The following is a 14,572-nucleotide window of genomic DNA, read 5'->3' on the forward strand; positions in this document are numbered from 1 at the left end:
GAATAAGTGTTTTTTAAAACCTCTTCTTTCTAACCTCTTCAACTATGGCTTTAGCCATCTCATCTACTTCTGATGTTACTTCGTTTGCTTGATTAGCAATTACTACGTTTTCTTTTGTTAGGTGATCTATTTGAGCAACTGATTGATTTATCATATTTATGCCTTCGCTTTGCTCTTTGATTGATTCACTCATCTCATTTATTGATTGAGCTAGGACATTTGTATTTGCTTCTATCTCACCAAGTGATTTTTGAGTTCTTTCAGCTAGCTTTCTAACTTCATCAGCAACAACTGCAAATCCTCTACCGTGTTCTCCTGCACGTGCTGCTTCAATTGCAGCATTAAGTGCTAGAAGGTTTGTTTGATCTGCTATATCTCTAATGATAGTTATTATGTTTTTGATCTCATCACTTTGTCTTATAACATCAGCTGTCTTTTGAGAGATGGCATTCATTGAGCTTGACATTTGCTCAACTGCAGCAGCAGATTCTTGTAAGCTATTTGCTTGAGTGTTTGCTGAGCTTGCTACTTTAGATACTGATTCAGCTAGAAGTTTAGCTTTTTCTTCTAGTACTTGTGCTTGGTTTAGATTGTCATTTAGCATTTTAGATATCTCAATGCCTAGTGAGTTTATACCACTTGCTATCTTACCATCATCATCAAGTCTTTTTGTAAAGTCTTGGTTTTTATATGTGTTTAGTAGATCAAGTACATCTTTACCATTACAAGAGATTGCATTTTTAAGAGCAAGTTGTAGATCTTTAAATGTGCTTTTTAGTTGATTTAGAGCTGGGTTATTAGTATCAGCTTCTAGACTTGCTTCATAGTTGCCATCTTTTATCTCATTTACAAAGGTGTTGGCTTTTTGGATGAAGATACTTTGATCTTTCATACCATCTTCAATGGCCTTTGTGTTTTTGTTTATTAGCTCTGCCATTTGACCAAATTCATCTTTAGAGGTTATCTCTATAGGCTGGGCTTTGTTTGTCTTGTGATTTAGTAGATCAAAGAAAGATAGTAGGCCTGTTTTTAGTTTGAGGATGATTTTTAGGAGGTAAGACGACATTAGAAGTGAAACTATCACAGAGATGATGATCGCTGCTAAGATAACGCCGATAGCTGAGTAAAATAGCGTATGCAAATCTTTTAAAAGCACATCCTCATCCATCTCGCCAAATAGGTACCAATCAAGGCTTGGGATATATTTTGAGCCAATTATCAAATTTCTCGTGCCGTTAAAGTGACGGATGACGCCGCCATTTTTATTCATCAAGACATCAAATTTCTCTTTGCCAAGGACATCTTTTACATTTACTTTGCCGACCCTGTCGCTCTTTTCTATCTTTACGATACCGCTTGAATCAACCATTAAAAATTTACTGCCCTCACCCATGGTTTTTGAGGTGACTAAATTTACGATGTCATCAAGGTTCATGCCTATCGCGCTGACGCCATAAAATTTGCCGTCTTTTTCAACCTTGCTATTTACATAAAGTGTTAGCGAGCCAGTAGCTTCTGAGACTTGGATGTTTAGAGAATTTACCTCTTTGCCATTTTTAACGTCAAAGTACCAGCTATCACGTGGATTATCCTTGCTAAGCTGTTTTAAAATTTTGTCGTTTGTGTAATAGTTTAGAGTTTTATCGGAGACAAACATCGCCGTTGAGAGGTTAAACGCCTTCATAAGGTCGGTGTTGTAGTTAAAAAGCGTTGCTAATCCGTCCTTTGGCTCGCCCTCGTCGATCCACTTGAGAAGATAGTCGTTTTTGGTCATCTGATAAGAGGTGTTGATGATCTTGTCTATGGCATAGCCGATCTCACCTGCAACGTTAGAGACAGCTAGTGGCAGCTCATCTTTCACAACTTTTTCTGTATATAGGTTGCGAGCTATGTTGTAACTAATGAGGCTAACGCCGATTAGTAGCAGCACGATCACAGCTGTCAAAATAACAGAAATTTTAATCCTTAAAGACTTCATAAATCACTCCTTGATCAATATTTGCGTAATTATTCAACTTTTTATATAAAAGTAAAATTAATTTAAACAAATCTGAAATTTTGTTTTAACTATGTCACTTTGTGGGGTTATAATGACACAAATTTAAATCACTCCCTGCCATAAAGTGCTAAAAATTTCTAAGTAATTTTTCAAACTGCACGCCATATTTTGTGCGATTATCATCTTGTAATGTGATCTTGATGCTCTCAAGCACAAAATTTGCTGCCTTTTTGATAGCATTTTGCATGCTTTCGCCATTTATGAGCGAGCCAAAAAGCACTGAAGCGAAGATATCTCCGGTGCCACTTGCATGAAAAGGCAAATACTCGTGAAAATACTCCACTTTTTCTTTCGTCTTTGCATCGTAAGCTATGATGCCACACTCATTTTGCCTAAACCTAATGCCCTTTAAAACGATCTTTTGCGCGCCAAAACCAGCCAAGCCCTCAAGCAACTCCAAAATGTAATCCTCGCCGTATCCCTCGCTTAAAAATGACTTTTCACACATAAAACTTGCCTCAGTTATGTTTGGCGTGATAACGTGAGCCTTTGTGCAAAGCTCTCTCATCTTTGCGACAAATTTCTCATCAAATCCGTGATAGAGCTTGCCATTATCGCCCATACAAGGATCCACAAGCCTTAGCAAAGAGCCACTATCAAACTCAGCAAAGACCTTCCCTATAAGCTCAAGCTGCCTAAAACTACCTAAAAATCCAGTGTAAATTCCATCAAAGCTGATGCCCTCTTTGTGCCAAACCTGCGTTATAGCGTCAAATTCATCAGTTAGATCACGAAAAGTGAAATTTTTAAAGCCAGTGTGAGTTGAGAGCAGTGCCGTTGGCAAGATGCACGCCTCGATGCCTTGGGCGCTGATTATGGGAAGTGCGACTGTGAGCGAGCATTTGCCCACGCACGAGATGTCTTGTATAGTTAAAATTCGCTTCATCTATCATCTTAATTTATAAAATTTAACGCCAGCAACGTCAGTTTGATAAACCGCACCATCTTGCAAAAGGCTGTTTAAAATTTGCTTTGAGCGCTCTGAGAAATTTTCTTCGACATTTGCCATAGTTTGCGGACGGCGCTCTAGCATGGCTAAAATTTCACTCTTGCTAAATTCATACTTTTGCTCTATCTTGTGAGCCCTAGCTATGGTGACTGGCACGCCTTTTATCTTGCTTGCAAGCTCTTCAAGCCTGCTAGCATCAACGCCTTTTACATTGTAAGCTGGCGGGCGATCTATCGTGCCCACATCCACTCGGTGCGGAGCTATCTCATTTATAGCCTCATTAAGCGCTATAAATTCCTCTTCTTTGTCGTTAAATCCAGCCACGACCAAAATTTCAAGCACAAGCTCGCCCTTAAATTCCTTGCGAAATTTAGCCATTGCTTTTATAAGTTCATTTACTTCTATGCTACTTTTGTTGCGGTCTATCTTTTTAAATGTGCTTTGCACAGCGCTATCTAGGCTAAATTTAACTATATCAAGCCCTTGCAAGGCTTCACAAATTTTTTGATCTCTCGCGCCTGAGCCGTTGCTTAGGATTAGAGTTTTTGCCTTGCCTTTTATCTCATTTACTTTTACTATCAGCTCTTTTAAGTGCGGATAAAGAGTTGGCTCGCCATTTGCTGTAAGCGTGATGACATCGATATTTTGATGAACTTTTAATGCTTCTTTTAAAGCGCTTATGATCTCATCAACGCTTGGTGGATTTTCTATCTCCCCAACTGGCTTTGCTCCCTTTAGTTCGCAATAAATGCAGTCAAAATTGCATGATTTTTGCTTTGGGCTTAGATCGATGCCAAGACTCATACCAAAACGGCGAGAATTTATGGGCCCAAAGATGAGAGTGCTATCTTGCACTTTTTCTTTGAACCTCTTTTATGAAATATTTTGCGTTTTCAACTGACACATCAGGCAAGATCCCATGACCAAGGTTGAAAATGTGCGGTGCGCCTTTCATCGTACTTAAAATTTTATCCACGCCTTCATCGATCGCCTTTTTACTATAAAGCCTTGTTGGCTCCATGTTGCCCTGAAGGACGTATCTTGGACTAAGTTTTTCTTTTGCTAGTTCGATCGGCGTACTCCAATCAACGCCAAAAACATCAAATTTGCCTGAAATTTTATCCAGATATCCGCTTATACCTTTTGGGAAAACTATGACTGGGATCTCTGGAAATTCAGCCTTGATGCTATCAACTATCTTATTTATATAGCTAAATCCAAACTCAAAATAAGCCTGCTCTTCAAGCGCAGCCGCCCAGCTGTCAAAAATTTGCACCGCATTTACACCAGCTTTTATCTGCTCTTTGACGTAAAGAATGAGAGCTTGCGTCACTTTTTCTAAAATTTGATGTAAAAATTCTGGATTTTCATAGAGCATTTTTTTGCAGACCGCATAGTTTTTGCTGCCACCACCCTCGATCATATATGTAGCTATCGTCCACGGCGCACCACAAAAGCCGATCAGTGCTTTATCCTTCGCTAAATTTTCACGAGTTAGCTTGATCGTGTCATAGACATATGCTAAGCTTTTAACCGATCTTTCGATACTAAGCGCATCAAGGCCTGCTTGGTCGCGCAAAGGCTCTGTAAAGACTGGTCCCTCGCCCTTTTCAAAGCGCAGATCCATACCCATTTCAAGAGGCACGACAAGGATATCGCTAAACAAAATAGCCGCATCAACACCAAGAATTTCAACTGGCTGAAGCGTGACCTCGCTAGCCTTTTTATAGTCTTTGCAAAGTGACAAAAAGTCCCCAGCCTGCGCGCGTACTCGCATGTACTCAGGCAAATATCTGCCAGCTTGGCGCATCATCCAAACAGGCGTGTATGGCGTAGGTTTTTTAAGGCAAGCGTCTATGAAAATCATCAAATTTCCTTTAAATTTTTAAATGGATATTATCCAAAAATAGCTAAAGAAAAGATGTAGGAGAAATTTTAAGCGTAAGAACGCTTAAAATTTTAGTGTTCGCCCTTGTGAAGGAAGTAAAGTCCAAGGCAAAGTGCGAGGATAGAAGCCGCAAGATAGGCCATCTCAAGCGGAGTTGTGAAATTTGCGTGAAGCACTCTTTGGAAGAAATTTACGATGAGGACCATGACGATCACTTTGCCAAGCTTGTCTTTTAGCTCATCAAGCGAATGCACTTCAAGCACCTTACTCTGCTTTGACTGCTTTAGCTGTGTGATCTCTGAGATGAAAAGCTCGTAAATTCCGAAGCTAAATATATAAAGAACAAGCGCCATCAAGTATAGATCGATCGCTCCAACGATCTCGCCAACGACCTCTGGGTGGAAATTTTCAACGTGAAAATCTGCAGCAAAGAAATATTTATAAACCTCTAAAATCACCTTGCCGACATCATAGCTTGCGATGATGAAAAGCACGATCGCACCTAAAAGTCCAAAGACCACCGGAAAAAGCGTGAAACTGTTGCTTGCAAGCAAAATTCTCTCAAATATTTTACGCAATAAAAACCCTTTTTATGAAATTTAAAAAGGGGGTATTTTATAGTTTTTTCCTTAAATTTTTAGGTGCAAAATCGTAATTAATTTTAATGCAAACTACTCCTGCATCGCGATCCATTTTTGCGCGATCCTCACGGCATTTGTCGCAGCTCCCACGCGGATCTGATCGGCACTGCACCAAAGGTGAAGCACATTTGATCTAAAGTTATCAACCCTGATCCTGCCAACATAAGTCTCGTTTGTATCGCTTGATATAGTAGGCATCGGATACTCTTTTTTAGCTGGATTATCGACTACAACGACGCTTGGAGCTTTACTTAAAACCTCTCTTGCCGCATCTGCGCTCACGTCTTTGTCAAAGTGGATAGTGATCGCCTCAGAGTGGCTTCTAAGCACCGGCACACGCACGCAAGTTGCGCTCACTTCGATATCTTTGTGAAGTATTTTTTGCGTTTCATTGACCATTTTCATCTCTTCTTTTGTGTAGTCGTTATCCAAAAAGACGTCTATGTGAGGGATCACGTTTAGCGCTAAGCGGTGCGCAAAGACCTTTGGCTCGCACTCATCAAGCTTAAATTCAAAAAACTTTTGCATCTGCACAACAAGCTCCTCCATACCCTCTTTACCAGCGCCGCTTGCTGCTTGATAGGTAGAAACATCAACCCTGTTGATGCCAAAAGCGTCATTTAGTGGTTTTAAAATTTGCACCATTTGGATAGTTGAGCAGTTTGGATTAGCGATGATGCCACGGTTTTTCCACATGGCGATGTCACTTGGGTTACACTCAGGCACGACTAGCGGGATATCTTTATCCATCCTAAAATGGCTGGTATTATCGATAACTACCGCGCCGCTATCAGCTGCAAATTTGGCAAATTTCTCTGAAACTGAGCCACCTGCACTAAAAAATGCGATATCGATCTCGTGCTCGCTAAAAACTTTCTCGGTTAGCTCTTTTACTTTGTAGTGTTTGCCCTTAAATTCGATCTCCATGCCAACGCTCTTTGCACTTGCAAGTGGCAAAAGCTCACCAACTGGGAAATCAACCTCCTCCATAACTCTAAAAAGCTCTTCGCCGACCGCTCCAGTAGCACCAACGACCGCTACGTTAAATTTTCTCATCTGCTCTCCTTGGTTTCTTTTAATTTTCTTAATTTGCATAATTTTACTAGCCAAAAACTTAAATTTTTACCTATTTTTTACTTCTCGCTTGCAAAAATAGATCTTTTGGCAAAATTTCATCGCCCTCGCTTAGTATCGCTGCACGCTGCACGACTGAGATGAGCTCTCTTATGTTGCCTGGGTAGTCGTAGCCCAAAAGCTCCTCTTTGGCTGCTTTTGAGAATTTTTTAGCCTCAAAGCCATACTCTTTGCAGCATTTGTCCAAAGCATCCTGCGCGATAGGCAAAATTTCATCCTTTCGCTCGCGAAGTGGCGGGATGAAAAGCGGGATCGTGTTTAGGCGGTAGAAAAGGTCCTCTCTAAACCTGCCCTCTTTCATCGCAAGCTCTAAATTTGCATTTGTAGCGCAGATGATGCGAACGTCTATCTTTTCGCTCTTTGTAGCGCCAAGCCTTGTTATCTCGCGCTCCTGCAAGGCACGAAGCAATTTTGGCTGTAAATTTATAGGCATCTCGCCGATCTCATCTAAAAATAGTGTTCCGCCATTTGCCAGCTCAAACTGCCCTTTTTTGGTAGTCGCAGCGTCAGTAAAGGCGCCCTTTTCAAAGCCAAAAAGCTCACTTTCTATCAAATTTTCAGGTATCGCTGCCATGTTTAAAGCGATAAATGCCGCATCTTTTCTAGGTGAGTTTGCGTGGATAAACTTAGCAAAGACCTCCTTACCAACACCACTTTCGCCACTAAGCATAATAGAAGCGTCCGTTCTTGCGGCTTTTAGTGCGATATTTAGCGTGATTTCAAGCGCTTTTGAAGTAGCTAAAAAGCCGTTATTTTCGCTTTTGCTTTCAACTTTTTTTATGCTTTTTGGAGTCTTTTGCTTTAGCGCCTCTACCCTTTTTATCGCCTCATAAAGCGTTGAGACGTCAAATGGCTTGGTTAAAAAGTCCTTCACGCCAAGCCTAACGCTCTCGATCGCCTTATTAAGTGTCGCGTTTCCAGTCATTATGATGACGTCAAATTTGCCGTTTAGCTCTTTAATGAACTCAAGTCCGTCCATTTTTGGCATGTTTATATCGGTGATTATTAGATCAGTGTCGTCGCTTAGCTTTTTTAGAGCCTCAACTGCGCTCTTATAGCTTTTGATATTTAGCTCATCATACTCGCCAAGTGCGATCTCAAGCGACTTTCGCATATTGATGTCATCTTCTACTATGACGATATTCATTTGATCTCTTTTTTATTGAAGTGTGCCGATGATAGCGGATTTTGACTTAAATTCCACCATAAATCTAACTGGCAAAATTTTCAAATTTGAAGTGTTTGAGATCTGTGCATTTTTGACTTTTAGCTCATTTTTTATCATCACTTTTTTTAAGACAAAGCAGTCAAATATCTCATCTTTGTGTAAATTTAAAAAGCCAAGAGTTGTGATGTTTTCATCTTTAAAGGCGTCTATCTGGCAAAGAAATTTTGGTTTTGGATTTGGCGTTAAAGTCATCGCCTTAGAAAATGAAATTTCCTCAAAGGCAACTATTTGATTTTTCGTATCGACCTTTGCCCAGAAGATAAACTCCTCCAGGCAAAAGGCGAAATTTAAAAGTATCGTTAGTAAGAAAAGACTTCTCGCCACTTATCTTCGTCTATCTTAAGCTCCATATTTACCTTATAAAGCCCGTCTTTGAAATTTTCACTTACGATCCTTGCGTTTTTGACAAGGCCTTGAACCTTTGAAGTGATAGATGAGTCGTTTAGCATCGCGTCTCTTACGGTGTCTTCAGCATTGATCTTTACGCCGTAAAGCTTGCCAGCAAGCTGCGAATAAGCATCAGCCATCGCCGCTCTTTTTGCAAGAGTAACCGACTGAGCGTATGAGAGAGAATTTAACGGAGCTATACCCTCACCTGTGGCTCTAAATGTAGTCTCTCTTGGAGCGCTATCATATATCATCTTCTCTTTTTTCATCACCTCTCTAAGATCGTCTTTATCGACCTTTTGGATGACTACGTTGCGGTTTGATGTGCTAGTTGGCTCGCCCATAAAGCCGTTAAATGAGCAACCGCCAAAAATAGCAACCATCAAAGCAAAAGATAAAATTTTAACCTTCATAAACAACCTTTTTTATGCTTTTATTTAAAATTTAACAGCAAATTTTATTCCAAAAGCCCCATATCTTCGCTTGGTGCTTCATCCTCGTCCTCGCCATCATCTGCCTTAGGGCATCTTGCGATACTTACAACATCATCGCCATCAACATTTACGACGATCACGCCGCTTGTGTTACGTCCTGCTTTGCGGATGCTTTGCATATCAACTCTTATCATCTTGCCGCTTGATGTTAGAGCCATAAGGTCTTGCTCTTCATCAACCATCACAACGCCCACTAGATCGCCTGTTCTGTTTGTTAGCTTCATGCAGATGACGCCTTTGCCACCGCGATTTGTTAAGCGGTACTCATCAGCGGTTGTGCGCTTGCCGATACCTTTTTGAGATATGCTTAAAATTTCTTGATCATTGCTTTCGATGACTGCAGCACCCACGACCTCATCGCCTGGCTCTTTAAATTTGATACCAGTTACGCCGCGTGCCGTTCTTCCCATTTGGCGAACCTTGCTGATCTTAAATTTAAGACACATACCCTTTTTAGTAACTACAAATAGCATTGTCTCATCGCCTGAGTTTGCGTCCTCTTCGGCATTTGCACTATCTTCATCGATCTCGTTTTGAAGCTCTTCAACTTCAAGCACCTCTGTCTCAACACTTAGCTCATTTTCAGGGTCAGTTACTGGCATATCATCGTATGTTTGAGCGATGAGTGCAGTTACTAGCTCGTCGTTCTCATCAAGGCTTATAGCTCTTACGCCAACTGAGCGGATATTTTTAAACTCACTTAAATTTGTGCGTTTTACGATGCCGTTTTTAGTAAAGAATGCTAGAGATTTGCTCTCGTCAAAGTCAGTCGTTGGGATGATCGCTTTTATCTTCTCATCAGGCTGCAGCTGGATCAAATTTACAACTGCTTTGCCTTTTGCTGTACGGCTTCCCTCTGGAATTTTATAGACTTTTAGCCAGTATAGCTGTCCGCGGTCTGTCACAAACATAAGCGTGTCGTGGGTATTTGAAGTAAAGAAGCTCTCGATAAAGTCATCATCATATGTCGTGACCGCTACTTTGCCCTTGCCGCCACGTTTTTGCTTCTCATACTGCTTGCTTGGCACACGCTTGATGTAGCCTCGGTGAGTTATGGTTACGACCATATTTTCATTTGGTATAAGATCTTCAATGTCGATATCATCGTAGTCATCAACGATCTCAGTTACTCTTGGCACTTTAAATTTATTTTTGATCTCAAGAAGCTCTTCTTTGATCAAATTTTCAAGCAATGTCTCGCTCTTTAAAATTTCATCAAGTCTTGCGATCTCAGCCATAAGCTCGGCTAGTTCGGCCTCTAGTTTTTCTCTCTCTAGGCCTGTAAGCTTGCTTAGACGCATATCAAGGATAGCGTTTGCTTGAAGCTCTGAGAGGTTAAATTTACTCATCAAGCCTTCTCTAGCAACCGCCGTATCGGCACTATTTCTAATAAGCTCTATCACCTCGTCGATATTATCAAGTGCGATCTTTAGACCCTCTAAGATGTGAGCTCTTGCGCGCGCTTTTTCAAGCTCAAATATCGTTCTTCTAATGATAACTGTTTTTCTGTGATTTAAAAATAGCTTAAGTAACTCGATAAGATTAAAAACCTTTGGCTCTTTGTTATTAATAGCAAGCATAATAACGCCAAAAGTGCTCTCCATCGTGGTTGATTTAAATAGGTTATTTAGCACGATGTCGCTCATAGCGTCGCGTTTTAACTCGATGACTACGCGAATGCCGTCCTTGTCAGACTCATCTCTAACCTCGCTAATGCCCTCTATCTGCTTATCTTTTACAAGCTCGGCGATCTGCTCGATAAGTCTTGCTTTGTTTGTCTGATAAGGCAGCTCATCGATGACGATGACATCTTTGTTTGGCTTTTTTTCTATGTGAGTTTTAGCTCTTAGTTTGACCCTGCCACGACCTGTGCGGTATGCCTCTATGATGCCTTTTTTACCAAAAATGATACCACCAGTTGGGAAGTCTGGACCTTTTATAAATTCCATCACCTCTTCAAGTGTTGCTTCTTTGTTTTCAAGAAGGAGCAAAAGACCGTCTATTAGCTCATCAAGGCTGTGTGGCGGGATATTTGTCGCCATACCAACAGCGATACCGCTTGAGCCATTTAATAATAAATTTGGCACACGGCTAGGCAAAACATCTGGCTCAACCTCTCTATCATCGTAGTTTGGCACAAAATCAACCGTGTCTTTGTCGATATCTTTTAAAAGCTCTTCAGTAAGCATAGTCATTCTAGCTTCGGTATAACGCATCGCAGCTGCGCTGTCGCCATCAATCGAGCCAAAGTTTCCTTGTCCATCAACGACTGGATAGCGCATAGAAAATTTCTGAGCCATACGAACAAGTGCGTTATAAACCGCTGTATCGCCGTGTGGGTGGTACTTACCGATGACTTCACCTACGATACGAGCTGACTTCATATAAGCACTTCTGCTGCCAACGCCGAGGTTATCCATAGCGTATAAAATTCTTCTATGAACTGGCTTTAGTCCGTCTCTAGCGTCAGGCAAAGCACGTCCGACGATGACGCTCATAGAGTAGTCAAGATAGCTATTTTTTATAGAATCTTCGATATCAACTGAAGCGATATCTTGAGTTAATTCAAGTAGATTGTCTTTCATTTTTATCCTTAAATTTAGCTTGTGGGATTTTAGCCAAAAATTGATAAAAACTTTCTAAGGGCAAAGCGGCCTGGGTTAAATTTAACCCTTAAGCGCGCTCGTAATATGTAGCTCCGTTTGAAAAACGCTTTGTGTAAAGCGGGGTGTAAGGCACAAGATCAGCGTGTCCTGCGTAGAGCCTGCCCTCTGGCTTAAGCATCCTATGCAGTCTCTCAACGCATTTTAGCCTAAATTCGTCGTCAAAATATATCATCATATTTCTTGAAAGGACGATGTCAAATTTACCAAGATTAAACATCGCATCGTCAAAAACATTTAAAATTTTAAACTCGCACCTTGGTAAAATTTCTTTTTTGATGAAAAATTTGTCATCTTTTTTTGTAAAAAATCTCTCCTTTTGAAACTCGCTTAGCCTATGTAAGCTCCTCTCGCCATAGCTTCCGACGCTACAAGCTTGTATGGCTTCTGAGTTTATGTCGATGCCAGTTAGCTGGATATCACTTTGTTTAAGACCAAATTCATAAGCAAGCATAGCAAGCGAATAGGTCTCATCGCCAGTTGAGCAAGGCGCGCATAAAATTCTAGCCTCCCCAAGCTCTTTTGCGTAGTAGATCACGTCTTTTAGCTGTGCTAGCTCTCTATAAAAATATGTCTCATTTACGGTGACTAAATTTAAAAGATCTTGCCTAAGCAACGTGTCAAATCTTATCATCGAAACTAGATCTTTAAAGCTTTTTATCTGGCGATTTTTGGCAAATATACTAACTCTTTGCAGCGTGATATCCCTCTTTGGCTCTAGATCAACCCCGCAAAGCGTCTTTATAGTGCTCATAAATTCGTTAAATCCATCCATATCGCTTGGTGCTTTTGCCTCTAAAACTTCGCTTTGTTTATCCACTTTGTTAAAAAGCATTTAAAAACTCCTCAAGCTCTTTTCTTATCATCATTAAATTTAACGATTTTAAATTTTGATTTAGCTCTTTAGCACGCTTTGGCATGCCATAAACTATCGCGCTCTCTTCATTTTCAGCTATGCATTTTGCACCTGCTTTATAGAGCTTATCAAGTCCAGCTGCGCCATCATCGCCGATGCCAGTTAGCAAGATCGCAAGTAAATTTACATTTTTTGAGATCTGCGTGCCTGAGTTAAAAAGCACATCAACATTTGGCGTATATATCGTTTTTATCTCAGGTTGTGGCTTTGCACTAACTGGCAAAGTCGCTGAAATTTCAAAATTTTGATCACAGATATAGACGATATTTTCTCTTAAATTTGTCTTCTCGCTTAAAATTTCAACATTTATATTGCACTCCCTGCCCATTTGCGTGACAAATGAGTTTATAAACATCTTGTTCATATGCTGAGCTATAACGACCATCGCACCATTTAAATTTATATCTTTTAATAGTTTTTTTATATGACCTGGGCCTCCTGTAGAAGCCCCTATTAAGACCAGTTTTTGAGCCACTAATTGCCTTTAAATTTAAAATTTACCACACAAATCAAGTTCTAAATTCGCCAAGTTTTGCATTTAGCGTATCTGTCATCTTGTTTAGATGCTCAGCAGCTGAAGCTATCTCTTCTACGCTTCTTGCACTTTGAGATGAAATTTGACTTATGCCCTTCATGTTTTTTACTATATCGTCAATATCCTTGCCAGTCTTTATATAGTCCTCGATAGTTTTATCAGATAGTCCTATGGCTGATCTCATGATACCACTCATATCTCTTATGGTGTTTTGCGCGTTGTTTGCCACGCCTGTTAGCTCGCTTATTTGCCTTGAGTTTATACTCATTTGCTCGCTACTTTCATTTATCGCTTGAACGATGACGTTGATAGTTGCGTTTATCTCAGTGAGACTCTTTTGAGTGCGCTCAGCTAGCTTTCTAACCTCATCTGCAACGACTGCAAAGCCACGTCCATGCTCGCCTGCACGTGCTGCTTCGATGGCTGCATTAAGGGCTAGTAAATTTGTTTGATCAGCGATGTCATTGATAACCACAAGGACTGATTTTACCTGCTCGGCATCACGGCTAAGCTGCTCGATCTTGCCAGCCATTTGATTTTCTATATCTGATGTCTGAGCGATCTCTGAAGATAAATTTGAGATGGTATTTAAGGTCTCATCAACGTAGCTTAGCGCCTTTTGAAGATCATCTTTGCCGCCTTTTGCAACTTCGATTGAATCTTTCATATATGATTGTATCTCAGTGCAATCCTTCCCAGCGTCCTCAACTATCTTGCTTGAGTTTTCTACCCCACGACCAGTTTGGACTGAGGTTGAGCTAAGCTCATTTGCGATGGAGCTGTTTTCATTTGAGATATCTTTTGCTTCCGAGATTAAAACCCTTACTTTTTCTATAAATTTATTTATAGCCTCGCTGGCTTTTGCTATCTCATCTTTGCCTACAACTTCTAGTTTTCTTGTTAGATCGCCATCGCCGCTTGAGAGGTTTGTAGCTCGCAAGATTAGCTCATTTAGCGGTTTTGTGATAGAAAATTTAGAGTAGAGCATGGCAACTATTAGTGAGATGATTAAAACTACTACGGCTATGACGATGAAATTTGTAGTGTTTGCCTTAGCGTCATTTTGCATAGTGGCTGAAATTTTATCTATCTCTTTATACATACCCTCAAGATTAACAACAGACATCAGCACTACATCTTCATGAAAGAGGTTTAGTTTTAGCCCTTTTCCTATCTTTCTCGTAGTTGAGCCATCTTTTGCTTTAGCTACAAAATTTACAAAAGCGCCCTCGCTATTTTCAGAGGCTTTTTGCATGAGATCTTTTATGTATTTATAGCCATTTGCGTCAGTTGCTTCAAGTCTATCAAGACCGTTATACTCAGGCACTCCAGGACTAGAGATAACCACACCTTTTGTAGTGTAGATACTAAAGTATCCCTTTTTATCATCGCCAAATCTAGCCTTTGAGAGATAGTCGATGATATCTTCTTTTTGATCTTCTATAGTCTCGTTTGCGTCGTCATAGACCTCTTGAATTTTAAGCAAAATGTTTGAAACGATATCCATCTCTTCACTTAAAGCTGCCCTTTTGTCGGCTAAGATCGTTTCAGTCAGCTGTTTGGTAGAAAATTCTATCGCTTTGTTTTGCTCGTAAATGTTTAGAAAGACTAAGATGGCTCCAAGCACCAGTAGGGACGAGACGATCATCATCGTCACTTTTGATGAAATTTTCATAAT

Annotated in this window: 13 protein-coding genes and 1 pseudogene; all 14 read right to left on the bottom strand. The window is 40.4% G+C overall.

What is annotated here, in order from left to right:
* Positions 1-13: 13 nt before the first annotated feature.
* Positions 14-1,168 carry a methyl-accepting chemotaxis protein gene (locus F3G88_RS10735; RefSeq protein ID WP_411160871.1) on the bottom strand — a complete coding sequence of 385 codons (1,155 nt, stop codon included), beginning with the start codon at positions 1,166-1,168 and terminating at the stop codon, positions 14-16.
* Positions 1,157-1,978, bottom strand: a pseudogene (locus F3G88_RS10740) (cache domain-containing protein); the annotation flags it as partial. The pseudogene F3G88_RS10740 and the gene F3G88_RS10735, both read right to left, overlap by 12 nt.
* A 148-nt stretch (positions 1,979-2,126) precedes the next feature.
* On the bottom strand, positions 2,127-2,945 hold the full coding sequence (locus F3G88_RS05605) for a pyridoxamine kinase (protein WP_103611321.1): 819 nt from the start codon (positions 2,943-2,945) through the stop codon (positions 2,127-2,129).
* 3 nt (positions 2,946-2,948) lie between these two features.
* Positions 2,949-3,863, bottom strand: a complete 915-nt coding sequence (locus F3G88_RS05610) for a radical SAM protein (protein WP_149715582.1) — start codon at positions 3,861-3,863, stop codon at positions 2,949-2,951.
* Complete coding sequence (hemE, locus tag F3G88_RS05615) at positions 3,853-4,875, bottom strand: uroporphyrinogen decarboxylase (RefSeq protein ID WP_149715583.1); 1,023 nt, start codon at positions 4,873-4,875, stop codon at positions 3,853-3,855. The genes F3G88_RS05610 and hemE overlap by 11 nt, the downstream gene beginning before the upstream one ends.
* A 92-nt stretch (positions 4,876-4,967) precedes the next feature.
* Complete coding sequence (locus tag F3G88_RS05620) at positions 4,968-5,474, bottom strand: YqhA family protein (protein ID WP_149715584.1); 507 nt, start codon at positions 5,472-5,474, stop codon at positions 4,968-4,970.
* A 93-nt stretch (positions 5,475-5,567) separates the two neighbouring features.
* The gene (locus tag F3G88_RS05625) at positions 5,568-6,593 is read right to left on the bottom strand and encodes an aspartate-semialdehyde dehydrogenase (RefSeq protein ID WP_021090026.1); all 1,026 of its coding nucleotides are present in this window, start codon (positions 6,591-6,593) and stop codon (positions 5,568-5,570) included.
* Between the two features lie 70 nt (positions 6,594-6,663).
* Complete coding sequence (locus F3G88_RS05630) at positions 6,664-7,818, bottom strand: sigma-54-dependent transcriptional regulator (protein ID WP_149715585.1); 1,155 nt, start codon at positions 7,816-7,818, stop codon at positions 6,664-6,666.
* Between the two features lie 12 nt (positions 7,819-7,830).
* Entirely contained in the window at positions 7,831-8,223 is a 393-nt protein-coding gene (locus F3G88_RS05635) for a hypothetical protein (RefSeq protein WP_149715586.1), read from the bottom strand.
* Complete coding sequence (locus tag F3G88_RS05640; RefSeq protein WP_021087651.1) at positions 8,199-8,699, bottom strand: LPP20 family lipoprotein; 501 nt, start codon at positions 8,697-8,699, stop codon at positions 8,199-8,201. Before F3G88_RS05640 ends, F3G88_RS05635 begins: the two co-directional genes overlap by 25 nt.
* A 44-nt stretch (positions 8,700-8,743) precedes the next feature.
* A complete protein-coding gene (gene gyrA / locus F3G88_RS05645) occupies positions 8,744-11,365 on the bottom strand; it encodes a DNA gyrase subunit A (RefSeq protein WP_149715587.1) in 2,622 nt (873 codons plus the stop codon).
* Positions 11,366-11,453: 88 nt separating this feature from the next.
* Positions 11,454-12,278 carry a CheR family methyltransferase gene (locus tag F3G88_RS05650; RefSeq protein WP_021092926.1) on the bottom strand — a complete coding sequence of 275 codons (825 nt, stop codon included), beginning with the start codon at positions 12,276-12,278 and terminating at the stop codon, positions 11,454-11,456.
* On the bottom strand, positions 12,268-12,834 hold the full coding sequence (locus F3G88_RS05655; RefSeq protein ID WP_021087663.1) for a CheB methylesterase domain-containing protein: 567 nt from the start codon (positions 12,832-12,834) through the stop codon (positions 12,268-12,270). Before F3G88_RS05655 ends, F3G88_RS05650 begins: the two co-directional genes overlap by 11 nt.
* A 34-nt stretch (positions 12,835-12,868) precedes the next feature.
* On the bottom strand, positions 12,869-14,569 hold the full coding sequence (locus F3G88_RS05660) for a methyl-accepting chemotaxis protein (RefSeq protein ID WP_149715588.1): 1,701 nt from the start codon (positions 14,567-14,569) through the stop codon (positions 12,869-12,871).
* Positions 14,570-14,572: the final 3 nt, after the last annotated feature.

The organism is Campylobacter concisus (assembly GCF_902460675.1).
In the GTDB taxonomy this organism is placed as follows: Bacteria; Campylobacterota; Campylobacteria; order Campylobacterales; family Campylobacteraceae; genus Campylobacter_A; species Campylobacter_A concisus_AJ.